Source organism: Ureibacillus thermophilus (assembly GCF_004331915.1).
GTDB lineage: Bacteria > Bacillota > Bacilli > Bacillales_A > Planococcaceae > Ureibacillus > Ureibacillus thermophilus.
Map to the genome: position 1 here is coordinate 2,055,651 of NZ_CP036528.1, position 19,659 is coordinate 2,075,309.

Genomic DNA, 19,659 nt, shown 5'->3' on the forward strand with positions numbered 1-19,659 from the left:
GACCGTTTGGATGATGTGAGGTTTTACCCCGGGGTAAAAGGAGATTTTCAAATCCGTTGCTTGAATAACACATACAGGTCTGAGAGGACCACGACTCGTTGAGGTTGAAGTTGAATCGGAATCAGATTCCAATTTGACAGGTACGATATTTAGTTTTTCAATTGCCAAACAAAAACACCTCCTCTGTAATCGATAACTCTATCTTACAGGGAGGTGCGATTGGTTGAAATGCGTCGTTTGAATTCGGGTTTACTATGAAGGAAATGAATTATTGGCTTTTCTCATTTATAAAACAACTAACGCATGAGAGCCTAATTGTTCATAAGAACGGAAAAATGTGTTTTCATCAATTTTTTCGATGCCTTTTAAAGGATTCATAATCGTTACTTTTCCATTTTCATAACCTGTCATCACAACGGCATGTAAATTTTTATAAATGTTATGTTTGTTCTTCGTTCCATCTATTATCCAATACCCCAATGTTGTTGGTTTCTTCCAATCAATCGTAACTAGCGTTAAAACCGGGACGCCAGATTTTACATAATTGATCAGTTCTTCTTTTGTTGCTTTCGTTATATCCATTGCACGAAAATCTGCATTATTTTCCGCTAAAATTTGGTTTGCCGCTTCCACAAGTGGCGGTGCATAAACATAATACCCGCCATCTTTCTTTTTCGGATTACCGGCATAAGCCTTATTTGGATCTGGTCCGTACATAACCCCATTTTTTGTATACACTTTGGATTTTGGCAAATAGTCATTGACTTTCATTTTATCGATTTTAATGCCGTAGTAATTTAAGATGGCGGTCAGGGAAGTTACTTCACATCCATTTGGGAATTCAGGGTTTTGCAACACGACCGGAACTTTTAACCCTTCTTTCGGAGAAGTATTGAACGTCTGAATTTGCACAACAGGCTTTTTCGGATTAAATACAATTGTTTCCTGGGATTGCTCCATCCATTCGCCGCTGTCCAAAATACGGTAAATGACAATATCATAAGGCTGTTCCGGAATCACTTGTTCAAAATGCACCATTCCTTTTTTATCGGCAATCCCTCGTTCAATCTCTTGCTTTGTTTCAAAATCAAGCAATACAACTCCTAAATTAGCGATACCTTCTTGGCTTGAGTATTCTACCGTTTGAACGGTTAAAACTTGAGATGATTCTTCGGAAAGATTTAATGCGCTATATTGCTGTTTACCGGATGTATTCAATTGTTGACTTTCTACCGCTGAATTACAGCCTGTCAGCAAAATAAAGGACATACCAACGAACAAAAGGGGATGTTTTTTCATTTCATAATGCAACTCCTAATCCTTTTTCAAAAACCGTATTTATGCTTATTTTTACCTACAGAATTTATAATGAAATACTCCTAAAAAGTTTGTTTTAGTGTTTGTTTTATCTATAAAAAAATACTATCCATTTTTTACTTTTCAAAAATTCTCATATTAGGAAGTAACTAATTTTATAAAAATCGGTAAGCAACGCGGCTCATTTTACATTACAAATAATTAACAAACGAAGAAACTATATATAATTATACAATAGAAAACTAAAAAGGATGGATTATATGAAAGAAGAAAACATAATGGGAATGGTCGGAAAATTAAAAATTCTTTCTTCCATTATTGAAAAAAATTCATATATAAGAGACACGTCCAACAAATTAAAACAGCTTCTGGAAGATGCTGAGTCGTCTTATCGAATTTTATTTATCGGCAGCGAAAGTGAAGAAAAAAATTCCCTTATTAATGCACTAATCGGTCGAAAGTTATTGACTGAAAAGAATGATGCGTACGTTCACATTTTTATTCGGTACGGAGAAAAAGAATTTATACGGGCAGTATTTGTGGATGGAACGGTAGCAGACTTCGAAATGAGGCATTTATATTTTTTCACAGAAAAAAATACTTATATTGGGGAAATTTTGAAAACCTACATAAATCACATAGAAATATATTTATCATGTGATTTATTAAAAAATGCAATATTGATGAATGCGATTTCTTTGGAAAATGTTACAAAATCATTCATTCAACGGGCGGATGAAGTTTTTTGGGTATCAAGCAGCGGTAGTATCGGCAATGATGAATTAAAAGTGATGAAGGGAATTTATCATTATGGAATCAAACCATATATGATTATTAATATGATGGAATATAATGAGGACCAACTTTTGCAATCCATTAAAAGGGGAAAAGAAAGGTACGGACAATTTGTGGAAGAGTTTATCGGCGTTTCCTCAAAGCAGGCGCTGCAATCGAAAAATTCCCATCGAATGCAGCTTTATATTGACAGCCATATGCATGATTTAACCAATAAAATCAATCAATTGTGCATTGGAAAAAATAATAGAGAAAAAAATATGGCAGTCCGAATAAAACAATGGTTAGAACTCCTTGAAGGGGAAGTGAAGCAAATTCCGGAGCGGGAACCTTTTAGATCCGCCCAAAACCGATTGAAAGAATATGCTGATTTTGAACATTCCATTGGACGTTCACTGTTGGAGAAAAATGTGAAGATTTTATTAGCGTATGAAAAAGAATATGCCCATGTAAGCCAAATGTTAAAAGATGTAAAAACTCTTTATCAATTATTGAAAGTCATTGAACTTGAACCATATTTACAAGATGAAAATGTGGATTTATTTGTCGCTCTTACATTAAAGTATCTTGAAAAAGTGAGAGAATATAGAACTCTCTACACGGAATATGTCATGGAACAACAACAATTCGAAAAATGGAAGAAAAAATTGCTTCGCAATAAATTGGACCATGTAAAGGCCGAAGAATTATTGCTAAACAAAGCGGAGCTATTGAATCAAATGCAAAGAAATTGTAAAGAAACTTATAATGCCATAAAACGCATTGAATTGGATTTATTGAATGATTTATGTACCATTCAACGCATCATTAATGAATCAACGAAGCAACAACTAGAGAAAATTTTGAAAAAGGCTCTTTATTTAAAATATATACATAACAAAGAGTTAAAAAATATTGAAAACTATGTCCAAAAAATAAGGGAATTTGAATGTATTTTTGAAATGCAGGAGTTTCTCCAAAAAGAACTAAAGGAAATTTTCGAAGAGGCGTCATCCGCTTTTTCTGAAGATGAAAGAATACAGATTTTAGCAATAATTGACCATATTTCACAAGTTCAGTTATTAGGGGAAGGATTTTTATCAACTCTTTCCCTTGAATCGTTGAGACAAAATTTTTCCATTAAGGTTGATTTTAAAGAAAAATATCGTTTTGAAACGTTACATTTAACGGAAACGGATATTATTTCTGATATTCCTCCAATACCTTTACCGATTGATATACAGCATATATTGGATATTGAAAAACCATAAGGGAGCGTCTGAAAAGAAATTTTTGGACGCCTCCTTTGCGGCTGTCGCACACGTTTAGCTGCAGATAAATTGCGACGAGGAGGCGCGTTTAATGTGACCATTTCAGGAGCAAAGAATTTTCAAAGAATTTTACTATTAGAAATGGGGCTGCCCAGAAAGTTTTACACTTTCTGGACAGCCCCTAATGTTTATTTCAAGGCAGAGCCGCTAGTAAAGGTAGCATTAGGATAGTACATATTTTTTACAAGTACGTTTGGTCCTAAGCATTTTACAGCTGGGCAATGGCAATTTAAGGATTTGGCTAAATCGGACTCCAGCCATCGATCAAATACATCTATCAATGAATCTGTTTGAATATTTCCGAGTGGAGGAGTGTCACCAAAATCTGTCACGATCACATCGCCGGTAAAAATATTGACATTTAAGCGGGAACGGCCATCGGGATCGTTTCGAACCGTCACATTTTTGGCCTCTCTTAATCGTTTTAACAATGCCAAATCTTCTTCCTTCTGACTGCAAGGGTAAAAAGGAAGGGTTCCAAAGAGCATCCATGTATTTTCATCCCTAATATCAAGCAAATGATGAATCGCTTCCCGAATTTCATCTAGTGAAAGGCTCGTTAAAGAACTTGCGAAGTCTGATGGGTACATAGGGTGCACCTCATGTCGCTTGCATTTCATCTCATGTACGACTTGATGATGGATTTGTTCGAGATAAGGAATCGTTTTTTTGTTCAACATTGTTTCCGCAGAGACCATTACGCCATGTTCGCTTAATGCTCTGGCATTTTCAATCATTCGTTCAAATAATTTTGCCCGTTGTTCGTAGGTTGGTTTTCGTTCCATCATGGCAAAACCGGTTTCCACAAACTCATCGATCGTTCCCCAGTTATGGGAAATATGAAGAACATCGAGGTATGGCGCAATTTCTAAATATCGTTCTAAATCAAGGGTTAAATTCGAATTGATTTGCGTGCGGATGCCCCGATTGTGGGCATATTGCAAAATAGGCTTTACATACTGTTGGACGGATTTTTTGCTCAACATCGGTTCTCCGCCAGTTATGCTTAAAGACCTTAACGTTGGAATTTCATCCAATCGTTTTAACAATAATTCAAGGGGCAATGCATCCGGATCTTTTGTTTGCAGCGTGTAGCCGACTGCACAATGGGCACACCGCATATTGCATAAATAAGTTGTTGTAAATTCTATATTGGACAATACCAACTTTCCATATTGCTCAACATCTAAATAACTTTCCCATGGATCATAATTTGGCGTAATTTTTTCTAATGTTGTCATAGCTTTCGAATCTCTTCCTTTCCAACTCCCTATTCTCTCATAGATTATCAATTTCGAAAACTAAAAATGCTTTAAATAGAACATTTTTCATAAATGACGACAAGATCTTCTTCTTTCTACAAAAAAATTCCATCAATAATCGGAATTATTGATGGAACTGTTGTTTTCGCTGTAATAGACATCGCCGTATTTATTTTCAACAATCGTATTTACAATTTCGATGATGGAATTGTTTAATGCCTGCACATTATAGCGATACTGATCATTTCGTATAATGCTATTTTCCACATAGACTTTTGACAGGTTTTGTGCATGCAGGTCGGAATGTTTTCCATCGGTCAGCTGCACACTTAAAAGTTCCAGAGAGGACTTTTGTTCAACCCAAATTTGAGCTTGCGAATGTTTAGAAATAAAACTTTCTTGAATATGCACTTCACTATGATTTTGAATAAATAACCCATTCCTTTTTCCTTTGTATAGTTCCGAGTTATTTAAAATGACCGAACTGTCGTTTACTACAATCTGTGCAAGATCGTGTTCGTATATCTGACTATGATAGAAAAATAAATGAGAGTTTTTGATTACCTTGATTCCATAAGATTTTCCATTATAAATTTGGCAATGTTCAAATTGGGCGGTTGAGTGCTCGGTAATTTCAATTTGTACATTCATGCTGTCATGGAATTTGGAGTGTTGTGCCAGTAATTCACACCGGTGCAATAGATAAAGGCTTTTGCCGGAATGGAAGTCCGAATGGCTAATATAGATTTTTACTTTTGATTTGCTCGCTATATGAGGCATATGGTTCCCCTTAAATAGGCAGCTGTCCACTTCCACTTTCGAATGGGTGATAGCAAGGATTCCGTTCCCATTGTTTTCAGAAATTTCACAGCGGTATACTTTCAAGGCGGCTCGGTCTACATTGAAGGCAGAATTGTTGTTTTGATTAATATGGCAAGCCATAAGCATACATTCCGATTTTTTTTCTACACATACTCCTACATGCCTGCCGTTTGTAATGAAGCTATCTTTCATGGAACAAATGGATTTTTCCGTTATGATGACTTGAGTAGATAAATGGTCTTTAATAAGTGTTTCACAGCAATTGACAATGGATTCTTTGCTGGCAATTAAACCACTTTCGTTGCCTGAATGAATTTGGCAATGTTCAACGTGTAATAGAGATTTTTTTGCTACCACATTGTTGTTTGGATGATTGGAAATTTCGCAATAGGATAAAAACCCTTCGCCTTCCTGCAAAATGAAACCACATTCATGTCCATATTGGATGGTGCAATGTTTTCCATTCACTCTGCTGTTGTCAATGAACAGCTGAGTGGAAGCATGAGAAAACAGCTTTGTTGAATGCAAATTTATATCTGAATCATTTTTTGCAATGATGCCAAATTTTTCGCCGCGTTCCATTGAACTTTGAAAATCAAAGTAAGTGGAGTGTTCTACGAAAATTTGTGATTCGGAATGTTGAAAAAAATGACATTTTTTTGTTTGGGTGAAGCTTCGATCGGCAATCCATAGACCTTTTATTGCATAGGAATATTTGCATTCCTCTAAAAAAGCTTTTGAGTTTTTTATAAGAAGATGGGTTTTTTTATTATGATGAAAGTTGCATTGAATAAAAACGCCGCTAGCATTATTTAATAATGCAATGGCAGCTTCTTTCGCTTTTTTATATTCACTGTCAACCCCTTTTACATAGCCGCCATTGACATTCATTAATACATCTATATTTCCCTTTATGGTGCATTGCTCGAAAAGGGCTTCTCCTTCAATGTATAATGGAGCGGTCGCAGTGATCGTCACATTGCGAAAAGTTACCCGTATGTTTTTTGGAATGATGAACATTCCTTCAAGTATTGTTTGCCCGTTCTTATCCCCAATGATTGTGACATCTTTATTGATTTGAATGGATTCTTTATATTTTTTTCCTTGCAGTTGTATCTCTTCACCTTGATTTGCTTGAACTAAAGCATTTTTTAAAGTTTTCCATTTTGAAAATATCATGTTGTAGATTGAACGAATCATCCTACCCCTCCTCAACGCTTTTCGTACATCTATTCTCACTAAAAAAATGGAATTCTATTCCTTTTTTTGATGAAATGGAGTAAAAAATAATGTAGTGGATAGGGGATTTCGCTAAAATGGTATGTAATTGAGCTTATAGTTGGGGAAATTGAGGGGGCATTTTGCATCGTTTTATAATGAAGAAATCGTTGGGGCATAATGCTGGCTTGGAACTGTTGAATATGTTTCATTTTATGAAAAGGCAAAAATTTATATTAAAGTTTTTCCTTAAATATAGAAGGAAAGGAGGGGGAATATTGAAGAAAAAAAGTTTGACACGAATCATACTTTTTGCAGCAGTGGTGATTCTTTTAGCTTTTCTATTCCAACAATTCGTCATTCATTTTTCAGGAGACGGATTTGATAAGCCGGAAGAAGCGCTGCCAAAAGATGGGGATTATGAATGGATTGAAGGGCCAAAAAGCGAAAAAGAACAACGGTATTTCTTTTTATCCAATGGGAATGAATTTGGCACAGTGGTTGTGAAGAAAAACTTTAAAGGCTGGACGAGGGGAGAATTTATTTCTGCCAAATTGCCCGATTCTTTAGAGGAAAATAAAATTGCTTCAGCTTATTCAGATGAAAAGATTCTTTTTGGATTGATGAATCGAAAAGGGAAAGCCGAAGTGGAGGTAAATGGCAAAAAGGTGGTTTTTATAGAACTTTCCTCATTGCCGACAAACACCCTTGAATTATATGGCGTGGTTGGATATTCCATTTGGTATGTAAATTTGGAAGAATTTGAAGAGACAGAGCATTTTCATATAAAAGTGATGGATGAAAAAGGTGAAATCACGAGCGAATTATCTTTTTAATAATTTATACTAAAAAGGGAATAATGATTCATAAAAAGTGTCTTTAAATTTTTAAGTCTTAAGTATAAACTATAATTAAGGGTAACCAAAATATTCATTTTTCACAACATGATTGAAATGTTGAATCTTTTGGAATAAAATTGTATTGGTCATCAAGTTCAATAAAAATCTCTAATGACAAAACATAATTTTAATGTAATTTACTTATGAAGATAAGTAAGTTATGATTGGTCATGGAGAAAAGAACTAGGAAGCCTTTTCAAAATTAATATAGGGGGATTACATATGACAAAGAGCAACTTACACAACAGCCGTGCTTCTTTTGAACTGAACGGTAAAACTTACTACTATTACCGTTTAGAAGCATTAAAAGAAGCAGGCATCGCAGACGTATCACGCCTACCTTATTCCATCAAAGTTTTATTAGAATCCGTTTTACGTCAATATGATAACTATGTAATCAAAGAAGAACACGTAAACAACTTAGCAAAATGGGCAGAAGGAGCAGATCCAGAAGGTGAAGTTCCATTCAAACCTTCTCGTGTCGTTCTACAAGACTTCACAGGTGTTCCTGTAGTTGTAGACTTAGCTTCTTTACGTTCTGCCATGAAAGAACTTGGTGGAGACCCATCAAAAATCAATCCAGAAATTCCGGTTGACCTTGTAATCGACCACTCTGTACAAGTAGACAAATACGGTACTCCAGACGCTCTACAAGCAAACATGGATTTAGAATTTGAACGCAACGCTGAACGTTACAAATTCTTAAAATGGGCTCAAACTGCATTCGATAACTTCCGTGCAGTTCCACCTGCAACAGGTATCGTACACCAAGTAAACTTGGAATACTTAGCTCCAGTTATTCACGTTAAACAAAACGAAGACGGTTCTTTCGAAGCTTATCCAGATTCTGTAGTTGGTACGGACTCCCATACAACAATGATCAACGGTCTTGGCGTACTTGGTTGGGGTGTTGGTGGTATCGAAGCAGAAGCTGGTATGCTTGGACAACCATCTTACTTCACAATTCCAGAGGTTATCGGTGTTAAATTAACTGGTAAACTTCCAAACGGCGCGACTGCAACTGACTTAGCGTTGAAAGTAACTCAAGTATTGCGTAAACGCGGCGTAGTTGGTAAATTCGTTGAATTCTTCGGCCCTGGCGTAGCTACATTGCCACTTGCAGACCGTGCAACAATTTCCAACATGGCTCCAGAATACGGTGCAACTTGCGGTTACTTCGCAATTGACAACGAAACACTTAACTACTTGCGCTTAACTGGCCGTGATGAAGAACATGTACAATTAATCGAAAAATACTTAAAAGAAAACAATATGTTCTTCGATCCAAACTTCGAACCAGTTTACACTGACGTATTAGAAATTAAATTAGACGAAATCGAACCAAACCTTTCTGGTCCAAAACGTCCACAAGACTTAATTCCACTTTCAGAAATGAAAAAACGCTACCGTGAAGCAGTAGTTGCTCCAATGGGCGTTCAAGGTTTCGGTTTAACAGAAGATGAATTCAGCAAAACTTCAACAATCAAATTTGCTGATGGCGAAGAATTAGAAATGCCTACAGGTGCTGTAGCAATCGCTGCTATCACTTCTTGTACAAACACATCTAACCCATACGTACTAATCGCTGCTGGTCTTGTTGCGAAAAAAGCAGTTGAACTTGGCATTAAACCACCAAGATGGGTAAAAACTTCATTAGCACCTGGTTCTAAAGTTGTTACAGGTTATTTAAAAGATTCTGGTCTACAAGATTACTTAGACCAAATCGGATTCAACACTGTAGGTTACGGCTGTACAACATGTATCGGTAACTCCGGTCCATTGCTTCCAGAAATTGAAGAAGCGATCAAATCCAAAGACTTGTTCGTAACTTCTGTACTTTCTGGTAACCGTAACTTCGAAGGCCGTGTTCATCCATTAGTAAAAGCTAACTACTTAGCATCTCCACCACTTGTTGTTGCTTATGCTTTAGCTGGTACAGTGGATATCGACCTACAAAAAGATCCAATCGCTAAAGACAAAAACGGTAACGACGTATTCTTCAATGATATTTGGCCATCATCTGAAGAAGTATACGCTATCTTAAATAAAGTTGTTACACCTGAATTGTTCAAAAAAGAATACGAAACAGTATTCACTGCAAACGAAAAATGGAATGCAATTGAAACATCAACTGAGTCTCTATACACATTTGATGAAAATTCAACTTACATCCAAAACCCGCCATTCTTCCAAGGTCTTTCTAAAGAGCCAGCTCCAATTCAAGAGCTTAAAGGCTTGCGCGTAATTGCGAAGTTTGGGGATTCTATTACAACTGACCACATTTCACCAGCTGGTGCAATTGGTAAAGATACTCCTGCAGGTAAATACCTACAAGAAAAAGGTGTTGCAATCCGTGACTTCAACTCTTACGGTTCTCGCCGTGGTAACCATGAAGTCATGATGCGTGGTACATTTGCAAACATCCGTATCCGCAACCAAATTGCTCCTGGTACTGAAGGTGGATTCACTACTTACTGGCCAACTGGCGAAGTCATGTATATTTACGATGCAGCTATGAAATACCAAGAACAAGGAACTGGTCTTGTAGTTCTTGCTGGTAACGACTACGGTATGGGATCCAGCCGTGACTGGGCTGCAAAAGGTACTTACTTGCTTGGTATTAAAACAGTTATCGCACAAAGCTATGAACGTATCCACCGTTCTAACCTAGTAATGATGGGTGTATTACCACTTCAATTCATGCCTGGCGAAAACGCAGAAACTTTAGGATTAAAAGGAGATGAAACAATCTCTGTTAACTTAACAGACGATGTAAAACCTCGCGATATCTTAACAGTAACTGCAGTTTCTCCAGACGGCAAAGTAACTGAGTTTAAAGCATTAGCTCGTTTCGACTCAGAAGTAGAAGTAGATTACTACCGTCATGGCGGTATCCTACAAATGGTATTAAGAAACAAATTAGCTGGAAAGTAATTTCTAGCAATATGAAAGCAGGTTGACTTGTTCAACCTGCTTTTTTGGTGCGCCCGGCATGTACATGAACTATAGGGTGTAAGTCCCGAACCCCGAAGACAGAAGTAGAGGTTAGCCAAGAGCAAGGGTGTCCGTGGTGACGCGGAATCTGAAGGAAGCTGGAGGCAAAACACCGGTCCGAGGAACACGAACCTCATATAAGGCTAGGTATGATTGAGTGAGTTTGCCAAACAAAACAAAGCTCTTTCTGTCGAAGGTCATATCGAGTAGATGAGGCGGATAGATGGTGTGAAAGTGCATGTACTTACCCGGGGAGGTCTGGCGGATAGGTGAAGTACGCTTCATAACCTACTTAGCGATAAGTAGCTGAACCGTCAGAAGTCAGCAGAGGTCATAGTATTAGTTGGTCTAGAACAACTGAGAAGGACCGAACAATTAAGAGAGAATAGCCCTTGGCATTCAGTGAGTCATGATGAACACAGAAAACGTAGTACCTCACTTGAGGAAGGAAGCGGTGAATCCCGTGGGAGACCTCTTGGAGGGTGGAGTGACCACTGGCATAAGAAGACAAGCTATTCACGGAAGTTATGAAAACTTGCGTCAATTATCTTAATTGAACCGCCGTATACGGAACCGTACGTACGGTGGTGTGAGAGGACGGGAGCTAATCACTCCCTCCTACTCGATCGAAATAGGAAGCTGGGACATAAACATAAAAATTAAACGGCTTAAGTCCCTTAGAATACAGGGCTCAAGCCGCTTAGTAACATTTTTATTTTTTACACTGTCTACTTGACAGGAAGCAGTTCACTTTTTTAGACGCCCCCCTTTGATTCTTATTCGGATTATAAAAGTTCTTTTCTTAATTGTTCTGGAGATTTTGGTGATAGCAGACCGAATGGAATATCGAAAACAGTTTTTGCACCTTTATCTCCATTTTGATTCAATCGGTATGCTGCGCGTGCATAGGCAACAAGAACGCTTGATGTAAATGTTGGATTGCTTTCAAGATTTAAGCTGAATTCGATAATTTGTTTATCTCCTAATCCGCTTACGCCGCTTCGGATGACGAATCCTCCGTGTGGCATGCCGCTATGATTTAGCTTCAGCTCTTCTTCTGAAATGAAGTGTACAGTTGTATCATATTCATCAAAATAGTTTGGCATTGTTTTAATTTCGTGTTCAACTTTCGCAGCATCTGCACCTTCTTCCAATACTACAAAACATTCACGAGCATGTTTTTCGCGAGTGGAAAGCTCAGGATTTTCTCCGCTGCGCACACGATTGACTGCACCTTCAATTGGAATTGTATATTGCACGGCATTTTTAACACCTTCAATGCGGCGGATAGCATCAGAGTGGCCTTGGCTTACCCCTTTGCCCCAGAATGTATATGTATTTCCAACTGGTAATACCGCTTCACCAATCAAACGATTCAAAGAGAATAAACCTGGATCCCAACCAACGGAAATGATGGCTACTTTTCCTGCTTTTTCACTAGCTGCATTCACTTCATCGAAATATTCGGGAATTTTTGCATGCGTATCAAAACTATCAATAGTATTGAAATATTGTGCGAAATATGGTCCTTGTTCTGGCAAATCTGTTGCAGAACCGCCACATAAAATCATCACATCAATTTCATCTTTATAAGATAGGGCATCATCCACATGAAGCACTTTCGCATTTGAATTAATTGTTACTGATTGTGGATTGCGTCGCGTAAAAACTGCAACTAATTCAGTATCTGGGTTTTGTTGAATTGCTGCTTCAACACCACGGCCTAAGTTTCCATATCCAACAATCCCGATTCGTATTTTACTCATAATGACTCCTTCCTCCTAAAGAACAACAAGTATATGTTTTATATTACCTCGTGGATGAATATTATACAATAAATATTCATACAATGATTTGCATAAAATTATATTTTTTTTATACTAAATGACGAATATGATAAAGTTTCGCACCAAGGAAATAATAGAAATAGGTAGTGCTTTTAGTTTTTTCGTTATTCATATTTTGATATACTAGTTGTGTGCAACATATAAGAATTAAATAGGAGGATTCTTGATGAAAAAACTTTCAGCGGTGCTGCTAGCCTTCGCATTAGTATTTTCTAATGTCGGTGCAGTTGTTTTACATGACAGCGGAGATTATACAGTGGAAGCTAAATCGTATAAATCCGGCAAAAAAGGATTTAGCGGAACATCTACACCGAATAATAACCGCGTTACAAACGATGATGCCAACACAAATAACAATACTGTAAATAAATCGACTACAAACCAAAAAGATAATAAAGCTGCAACTTCTACAAATAAAACTTCTACGAATAAAGGCGGATTATGGAAAGGGCTTCTTGTAGGCGGACTTGCCGGCTTATTGTTCGGAAGCTTATTTAGCAATTTGGGGATTCTTGGAAGTATTTTAGGATTTATGATTAATCTTGGTGCTATTCTATTAATTGCCTACCTCATCATGAAAATTTACTTCATGCTAAAACGCAAAAATGAGAAAGAGGTTACGGAACATTGGAGAAGATAACTTTATCAGAACAAGAAATTGTTGATGCTGTTTGCCTATTCCATGCAAAATTTAAAAATGTGAATCCGGAAGATGTGGAAGTCGAGTTGTTGTATGACGACGACCGGGGCTTTACAGCAGAAGCGTATGTAAACGGCGAAATGGAACCGTATAATACAGTGAATTTCATTACAGCCATTCGTCTTTATATTGAAGAACAGTTGCAAAAAGATGCCATGTCGGCTCGAATACTTTTAGATCTACATGATGAAGAAGGAATCATCGCCAATGTCGAATGGGATTAAAGGGGGAGCGTCGCCTGTTGGCACCTCCTTCTTTTTTTGCTTAGCAAAAATATCTACTTTTGTTTTCTGACAATTTATGTTATGTTCAAGAAAAGAGATTTGAGAAAGTGGGATACAAATGACAGTAGATGCTAAAAATGCCTATAACGGAATTGTTTTACTGACAGGCTACTTGCAGCGTTTATATGTGTTTGAAAAGATTCATCATGAGTTGAACATGCCTCATGAACCGGAACGCCTTCAGCAAGTGAAGGAATTATTTGATGATACATTGGCAATGTTGCCGATTTTTGAACAAACGAAAGAGCTGTTTCCAACACAAGTTAATAAGCTGAAATCTGTGACGGAAAAAGTGGAAAATCTGATGTCCACTTATTTTAAAGAAGAGCCGCTTTCTTTTCATGAGAAGCTGGCTTATGTTGGTTCCACCCTCTATTCAGAGCAGCATGTGAATTTAGGCATCCTCCGCCTTGGCAAAGTGTTTCAAGTGGAAGTGAATAAAGATTTTGAGAAGCGCGTGAAATATTACGAAGAGCGAACAAAATTTATTGATACGATCGTGTCACTTATTAAAAATAAGAAGCCAATTGAAGAAAAAGCCATCAACGTCATTAATTTGTGGTATACAAATGTGGAAAAAAATAAAGAAAATATTTTAAAGGATCTTCAATTAATTGGAAAACTTATTGGATTTTAATATAAAAAAACTGATGGAATGCATACATTCACATCAGTTTTTTATTTTCAAGTAATATTTAATGATCCAGCGGCTAGAAATCAGACGGAAAAGTATTTTTATATTCATTTGCTACCACATTCCAAAAATAGTTTGCGTATACTCATTATTTCCAGCAAAGCGTTGTTCTATAGTTGGAAAAAAATGAGATGTTCATTTGCACCTTTTTTTCATTGATGTATACTTGTGAAGAGGTGATTTTATGTTTATCAGCGAAAAACAAGTAGAAATCCGCTATGCGGAAACGGATCAGATGGGGGTTGTCTACCACACAAATTACGTGGTGTGGATGGAGCTTGGAAGAACACAATTAGTCCGCGATTTAGGCTATGATTATGCCAAATTGGAGGAAATGGGTATCGTATCCCCCGTCATTGAATTAAATGTGCAATATAAAAAAGCCATGCGTTATGGACAAGTGGCGACTGTTCGTACTTGGGTGGAGCAGCATGATAAATTGCGCACAATCTATGGCTATGAAATCTTGCATGAAGATGGTTCTGTTGCAGCGACAGGAACAACGGTTAATATACTCGTTACAAAGGAAAATTTTAGACCCGTTCCACTAAGAAAAATCGATCCAGGTTGGGACGCTAAATACCACGAAATTGCTCGAACAAAAAAGGATTAATCATACATGAGGCTGGGACAAATCTAAAAAACATCACTTTCTCCAAAGAGAAAATGATGTTTTTTTTGATATGTTATTAAAATTGATTTCCGTTCCGGGGACGCTTTCCGCGGGCCCGGCTCGAGCCTCCTCGGAGCTCATTACTTCGCTCCTGCGGTGTCTCGAGACACGGGCTGTTCCCGCAGGAGTCGCCCCGTCACTCCAATCAATTTTTAGTTATATCAATTTTTTATCAAAACTCTTTCAACTGCCCCTTTAATTTTTTGTTTATGTCCCAGCCTCTTTCTTTTGATTATTCTATAATGGTTCCGCGATTTTTGTTATAATGACGATTGTGAGTAAAAGGAGGGATGTTTATGGCGCTAACGGTAGAAACGGTGAAATGTTTTATTGTCTTGACGAATACTGCCCGGGAAGCAATAAAAGAGCATTTTGTCGACGAACAAGCCTTTTTTCAAATGCAATCGTCTTTTTTTGTTTATTTAGAAAAGACGTCCGTTGAAGAAACATCCCTTTCCCTTACCATTTATTTTGAGAATGAACGAAATGAAAAATTAGCGAAAAAAATGAAGGAACGCGTCGTTATTTTAGACTGCGTATTTGATAGAAAAAATGGACTCATCGCAAAAAATTTCCGAACGAAGGGGAAGCATACCCCTGTCAAAACCAATCGAAGAAAAGCGATGAGAATTCATTTTGCACCAACGAGAATGAATGGACACTCCTATCCGGAAGTCTTTTTAAGAACCATCGCCGAATTGCCCGTTGCAACAGACAAATATCATTATGTCAACAAACGAATCGCCAGCTGGGAAGGATATTTAAAAGTATTATATAAAAATGCCAACATCGATGATATCGAAGCAACTATACAATCGGTATCCTACAGTTCAGACTTTTCAAACGCTACCCTCAAACTTAGCGGGATTGCTAATAAAGAGTGGAAAATATTAAAAGGAATGAACGTCTATATAAAAGGGATAAAAAATGAAGTTGGGGAAGTAGTGAAGACGAATGCACAACGTCAAAGCGTTGACATTGAATTAACGCCTCAATTGAGTAAACTTGCTAAAGAAAAGGATTTCGATTTCCCCACAGAAACGGTCACTTTCAGCAATGCCTCGACAAAATCCCAGCTCAACCGCTTATTAAAAGGCTTCGAACAATTAAAAGAAGGGCTTGCGGCCAATCCCAACTTGGAAAACTTTTTATTTGAAGACGAGCCAAAGGTAGCAAAACGAAAAAACCACATGCAAATTGAATTTCATAATCCATTAAATGAATTTCAAAAAGAAGCGGTGCTTGGCGCTCTTGAAACTGAAGACTTATATGTCATTCAAGGACCGCCTGGAACAGGGAAAACAACGGTCATTTCTGAAATTTGCTACCAAAACGTGAAAATGGGATTAAAGACGTTAATTGCTTCCCAATCAAACTTAGCGGTGGATAATGCCTTGGGCCGCCTCCTTTCGAATAAAGATATTCGGATTTTGCGCTATGGACGGACAGACAGCATCGAAGAAGAAGGGAAAAAATTTATTGAGGAAAATGTGGCGGAATATTGGAAAATTCAAACCTTTGAAGCTCTTTCCAATGAAATTAGGCAGCACGATGAAAAAGAAATCCTTTTAAAAAATGCCATTCAAGATTGTAAGCAGCAGATTGAAAGTTTGGAGAAAAAAGCAGCTGCATTAGAAAAGGATATTGTGAGGAAACAGCAGGCTGAAAAGGAATTACAAGAAGCCTTTGCAACTATTGCTGACTTAAAAAAGCAGATTATTGCGCTGAATAAGGAAAAAGAAAAAAAGGAACAAAGTATTGCAGCTTGCCAAACAGCGTTACATGAAAAAATCGAGAAACTAACTGAAATTGAAAGTGCGTTATCCAGCAAAGAGGCAGAAAAAATCCGCCAAGAAATCAGCGAAGCAGAACGGCAAATGGAGGAAAGCAAACATTTCATTCGCTTTAGTAAGACGAGGGAGCGACTGCAAAGAGTGCAATGGGAATTGCAACAAGTTTCCAATGAACTTTCATTATTGGAAACGAAAAGGGAGCAATCGGATGAGTTGCTGACTCAATTGCAATCTTTAAAAAAAGTAGATGAACTCAAAGAGTTTATCGAAACCTATGGAATCCGGAGAAAATTTGCCATCAACCAGCTGCTTTTGGACATGGAAAAACTCCATCAGCAAATATTGGAATTGAAACCGGCCATCCAAATTTCTGAACGGATTGAAAAAGCCATTGAATACAACCAGAAAACATTGAGAATTCCCATTGAACCCGTTTCATTGCCGCCGCACCACCATTATTCCCTACATGAAGTGAATGAGTTTTTGAATAAACTTGCCCTTGCTTTCAAACAGCAAAAAATCAATCGGCAAAATGGCATTCCTTCCATTCGAGGGCTATTTTTAAGACGGCTGTTTGTCAATGAACTATTGCATCAATATCAATCTTTAGCGGATGAATCAAGACTTGTTTTCAACAAATTAAAAAAAGCTGTTTATGATCAATATTTAGAAAGCATCGGCATCAATGAAGGCCAAATTCAAACATTAGAACAAAAAAGAAATCACCTAGAGCAAACTCTTTTGCAATATGAAAAAGAACTGGACGAGCTGCAAATCGAAAAAGCTGATTTTATTCCATCCGTTGATGAACTTCAAGCAGTAATCCATTCATTGCAAGAAAAACTCTATCATCTTGAGAAACAACAAGAAAACCTTCAAGTTTTTGAAACACAAAAAGCTCGACTGAAAAAAGAAATCGATGAAAACGAACGGGAACTTTCCCATCAACAAGCATTAGTAGAAACTTTGGAAAAGGAAATTAAATCGCTGCATCGTCAAGGAATTGCGATGGAACGAAAAGCAGAAGAATTTCAGAAAATCTTAAAACGAACCCCAGAATTGGAATTGGAAGAGACGAATAAAAAAATAAAGAACTGCTACCTTGAAATTGAAAAATACGAACGCCAAATCAAGCGGCTGCCAATTACAAAGGAAATCCAAAAAGAATGGTTCTCTTTATTAAACCGAGCAACAGAACAGGATTTAGAAGAAATTCGAAAACTTTACGTCAAACACGCGAATGTCATTGGTACAACCTGCGTTGCCTCTGCCAATAAAGAGTTTATGGACAACTATCCGATTTTTGATGTAGTCATTATTGATGAAGTGTCAAAAGCCACACCTCCTGAACTTTTGCTTCCAATGTTAAAAGGAAAGAAAATCATCCTTGTCGGCGACCATCATCAACTGCCGCCTTTAATTGGCGACGATACCTTTGAAGAAACGCTGGAAGAAATCTTGAAAAATATGGATGGTTTTGAAGAAAAACGAGAGCTGGAAAAACTGTTGGAAGAATCTTTATTTGAACGCCTTTATAAAAACTTGCCAAGCACCAATAAGAAAATGCTTGGCATTCAATACCGCATGCATGAAAAAATTATGCAAACGATTGCACCTTTCTATCAAAATGGAAATGAATCTTTGCAATGCGGCCTCACAAACTCTGATGAAGTAAGAGACCATCGACTGGAAGGCCACTTTGTAAAACGACATGAACATTTGCTATGGTTTGACATCCCAAATGAGCCGTTTTATTTTGAAGAACGGATGCAAGAAGGTTCCAGCTTATTCAATACTTCAGAACTAGAAATCATTAAGGAATTATTGATAGACTTAAACGATGCAACGGCAAAAGGGAAAGAAAATGGGCAATTTGAGAAAGAAGCGTTAAAATCTGTGGGTGTAATCAGCTTCTATAGAGAACAGGTTAACCGGGTGAATCAATTAGTTGAAGAACTGAATTTGCCTCATTTGCATATTCGCACAGGTTCAGTCGATAAGTTCCAAGGAATGGAAATGGATGTCATTTTATTAAGTATGGTACGCAATAACCAACATGGGGAAATCGGCTTTGCCAAAGACTATCGCCGTTTAAACGTCGCTTTATCCCGAGCGCGGGAATTGCTGATGATCGTCGGCAGCTCTGAAATGTTTACAAAACGTCCGAAAAAGAAAGAAACGAGAGAGATGTATCAGCGCTTATATGAGGTTGTGAAAGCCCTGCAAGGAATACGAACAATTACGAAGGAGCCTGCGACATGGAACTCCAACAATTAAAACAACAATTAGAAAAAGAAATGAAGGGAACGATTGTTCATACGGATATTTGGTGTCTTCCTATGCATACGTATGAAATCACCTATCAGCCCATCGAAAAAAAGACGATGGATATTTTAATGAAAATTTTGCTGTTTTCATTTCAAAAATCCACTTTTGAAAACGCGGAAGAACTGAGCGACATTTTATTGGTGGAGCCTTTATTTATAGAAGATTTGATGCGGAAAATGCAAAAAAATGGGTTGCTGGCAAGGGAAAACAAGGTTTATCAATTGACCGAAAAAGGGAAGCAACAATTTGCCCAGGGAGTCTTTGAAGAAGAATTAGATCCTGTGACGGTGGAGTTGTTATATAGCCCAACCCATTCCAACATTTTCCATGGAGATATAGAAGAAGTATTGGATTATGATGATTTTCCAGACCAATTATACCGCTATATGAAAAATGAAGAGGAAACATTGAATCAAGAGTTTTTCATAAATGAAATACAAAAAATGTACTTGGATTCAATGGACGAAAGTGAGCAGGAAATCAAATCCATTTTATCATTGGAAAAGGTGCAAATTAATGATGTTCCATGCATTGAACTGATTATTTGGAACAATGAAAAGAAGGAATTTTTTCCTCGGGTGTGGAATACGTTATTAAATAATTGGGATGAATTTTTAGAAAAAGAAATATTTGAGAAGGAAAAGTTGGAGTGGTTCGAGAAATTTCAGAGTGAAATCAAATAGCTCGAATATTGCATTTCTCTATTGGATATGTTAGGATATT

At 37.3% G+C, this 19,659-nt stretch carries 14 protein-coding genes; 10 read left to right on the forward strand and 4 right to left on the reverse strand.

Features of this window, described 5'->3' with window-relative positions:
* Positions 1 to 285 precede the first annotated feature (285 nt).
* Positions 286 to 1,299 carry a C39 family peptidase gene (locus DKZ56_RS10200; RefSeq protein WP_208649888.1) on the reverse strand — a complete coding sequence of 338 codons (1,014 nt, stop codon included), beginning with the start codon at positions 1,297 to 1,299 and terminating at the stop codon, positions 286 to 288.
* A 278-nt stretch (positions 1,300 to 1,577) separates the two neighbouring features.
* Here DKZ56_RS10200 and DKZ56_RS10205 point away from each other — a divergent pair, with 278 nt between their 5' ends.
* On the forward strand, positions 1,578 to 3,362 hold the full coding sequence (locus tag DKZ56_RS10205; RefSeq protein ID WP_208649889.1) for a P-loop NTPase family protein: 1,785 nt from the start codon (positions 1,578 to 1,580) through the stop codon (positions 3,360 to 3,362).
* Positions 3,363 to 3,550: 188 nt separating this feature from the next.
* On the opposite strand, the gene yfkAB is transcribed toward DKZ56_RS10205, so the two are convergent.
* Both yfkAB and DKZ56_RS10215 read right to left on the reverse strand, forming a co-directional pair.
* Positions 3,551 to 4,663, reverse strand: coding sequence for a radical SAM/CxCxxxxC motif protein YfkAB (gene yfkAB, locus DKZ56_RS10210; RefSeq protein ID WP_208649890.1), 1,113 nt, complete (start codon positions 4,661 to 4,663; stop codon positions 3,551 to 3,553).
* Positions 4,664 to 4,795: 132 nt separating this feature from the next.
* Positions 4,796 to 6,706, reverse strand: coding sequence for a right-handed parallel beta-helix repeat-containing protein (locus DKZ56_RS10215; protein WP_208649891.1), 1,911 nt, complete (start codon positions 6,704 to 6,706; stop codon positions 4,796 to 4,798).
* Between the two features lie 296 nt (positions 6,707 to 7,002).
* Between DKZ56_RS10215 and DKZ56_RS10220 the strand changes: the two genes are divergently transcribed.
* The 3 genes from DKZ56_RS10220 (at position 7,003) to DKZ56_RS10230 (ending at position 11,170) form a co-directional block, all read left to right on the forward strand.
* Positions 7,003 to 7,560, forward strand: a complete 558-nt coding sequence (locus DKZ56_RS10220) for a hypothetical protein (protein ID WP_208649892.1) — start codon at positions 7,003 to 7,005, stop codon at positions 7,558 to 7,560.
* A 285-nt stretch (positions 7,561 to 7,845) separates the two neighbouring features.
* Positions 7,846 to 10,557: an aconitate hydratase AcnA gene (acnA, locus tag DKZ56_RS10225; protein ID WP_208649893.1), complete on the forward strand. Its 2,712-nt coding sequence runs from the start codon at positions 7,846 to 7,848 to the stop codon at positions 10,555 to 10,557.
* Positions 10,558 to 11,026: 469 nt separating this feature from the next.
* Positions 11,027 to 11,170: a hypothetical protein gene (locus DKZ56_RS10230; RefSeq protein ID WP_172597780.1), complete on the forward strand. Its 144-nt coding sequence runs from the start codon at positions 11,027 to 11,029 to the stop codon at positions 11,168 to 11,170.
* A gap of 232 nt (positions 11,171 to 11,402) precedes the next feature.
* Here DKZ56_RS10230 and DKZ56_RS10235 read toward each other — a convergent pair whose 3' ends face one another.
* Entirely contained in the window at positions 11,403 to 12,383 is a 981-nt protein-coding gene (locus DKZ56_RS10235; protein ID WP_208649894.1) for a diaminopimelate dehydrogenase, read from the reverse strand.
* A gap of 247 nt (positions 12,384 to 12,630) precedes the next feature.
* Between DKZ56_RS10235 and DKZ56_RS10240 the strand changes: the two genes are divergently transcribed.
* The 6 genes from DKZ56_RS10240 (at position 12,631) to DKZ56_RS10265 (ending at position 19,619) form a co-directional block, all read left to right on the forward strand.
* On the forward strand, positions 12,631 to 13,104 hold the full coding sequence (locus DKZ56_RS10240; protein WP_208649895.1) for a hypothetical protein: 474 nt from the start codon (positions 12,631 to 12,633) through the stop codon (positions 13,102 to 13,104).
* Complete coding sequence (locus tag DKZ56_RS10245; RefSeq protein WP_208649896.1) at positions 13,092 to 13,388, forward strand: YxcD family protein; 297 nt, start codon at positions 13,092 to 13,094, stop codon at positions 13,386 to 13,388. The genes DKZ56_RS10240 and DKZ56_RS10245 overlap by 13 nt, the downstream gene beginning before the upstream one ends.
* A 118-nt stretch (positions 13,389 to 13,506) precedes the next feature.
* A complete protein-coding gene (locus DKZ56_RS10250) occupies positions 13,507 to 14,085 on the forward strand; it encodes a transcriptional regulator (RefSeq protein ID WP_208649897.1) in 579 nt (192 codons plus the stop codon).
* Positions 14,086 to 14,326: 241 nt separating this feature from the next.
* Positions 14,327 to 14,755: an acyl-CoA thioesterase gene (locus tag DKZ56_RS10255; RefSeq protein WP_208649898.1), complete on the forward strand. Its 429-nt coding sequence runs from the start codon at positions 14,327 to 14,329 to the stop codon at positions 14,753 to 14,755.
* 356 nt (positions 14,756 to 15,111) lie between these two features.
* The gene (locus tag DKZ56_RS10260) at positions 15,112 to 18,885 is read left to right on the forward strand and encodes a DEAD/DEAH box helicase (RefSeq protein ID WP_208649899.1); all 3,774 of its coding nucleotides are present in this window, start codon (positions 15,112 to 15,114) and stop codon (positions 18,883 to 18,885) included.
* The gene (locus tag DKZ56_RS10265; protein WP_208649900.1) at positions 18,867 to 19,619 is read left to right on the forward strand and encodes a hypothetical protein; all 753 of its coding nucleotides are present in this window, start codon (positions 18,867 to 18,869) and stop codon (positions 19,617 to 19,619) included. The genes DKZ56_RS10260 and DKZ56_RS10265 overlap by 19 nt, the downstream gene beginning before the upstream one ends.
* Positions 19,620 to 19,659 lie beyond the last annotated feature (40 nt).

What these genes read in the sequence shown, in the direction of transcription:
- DKZ56_RS10200 (WP_208649888.1), bottom strand. Translation starts at nt 1,299, where the DNA reads ATGAAAAAACATCCCCTTTTGTTCGTTGGTATGTCCTTTATTTTGCTG.
- DKZ56_RS10205 (WP_208649889.1), top strand. Translation starts at nt 1,578, where the DNA reads ATGAAAGAAGAAAACATAATGGGAATGGTCGGAAAATTAAAAATTCTT.
- yfkAB (WP_208649890.1), bottom strand. Translation starts at nt 4,663, where the DNA reads ATGACAACATTAGAAAAAATTACGCCAAATTATGATCCATGGGAAAGT.
- DKZ56_RS10215 (WP_208649891.1), bottom strand. Translation starts at nt 6,706, where the DNA reads ATGATTCGTTCAATCTACAACATGATATTTTCAAAATGGAAAACTTTA.
- acnA (WP_208649893.1), top strand. Translation starts at nt 7,846, where the DNA reads ATGACAAAGAGCAACTTACACAACAGCCGTGCTTCTTTTGAACTGAAC.
- DKZ56_RS10230 (WP_172597780.1), top strand. Translation starts at nt 11,027, where the DNA reads ATGATGAACACAGAAAACGTAGTACCTCACTTGAGGAAGGAAGCGGTG.
- DKZ56_RS10235 (WP_208649894.1), bottom strand. Translation starts at nt 12,383, where the DNA reads ATGAGTAAAATACGAATCGGGATTGTTGGATATGGAAACTTAGGCCGT.
- DKZ56_RS10240 (WP_208649895.1), top strand. Translation starts at nt 12,631, where the DNA reads ATGAAAAAACTTTCAGCGGTGCTGCTAGCCTTCGCATTAGTATTTTCT.
- DKZ56_RS10250 (WP_208649897.1), top strand. Translation starts at nt 13,507, where the DNA reads ATGACAGTAGATGCTAAAAATGCCTATAACGGAATTGTTTTACTGACA.
- DKZ56_RS10255 (WP_208649898.1), top strand. Translation starts at nt 14,327, where the DNA reads ATGTTTATCAGCGAAAAACAAGTAGAAATCCGCTATGCGGAAACGGAT.
- DKZ56_RS10260 (WP_208649899.1), top strand. Translation starts at nt 15,112, where the DNA reads ATGGCGCTAACGGTAGAAACGGTGAAATGTTTTATTGTCTTGACGAAT.
- DKZ56_RS10265 (WP_208649900.1), top strand. Translation starts at nt 18,867, where the DNA reads ATGGAACTCCAACAATTAAAACAACAATTAGAAAAAGAAATGAAGGGA.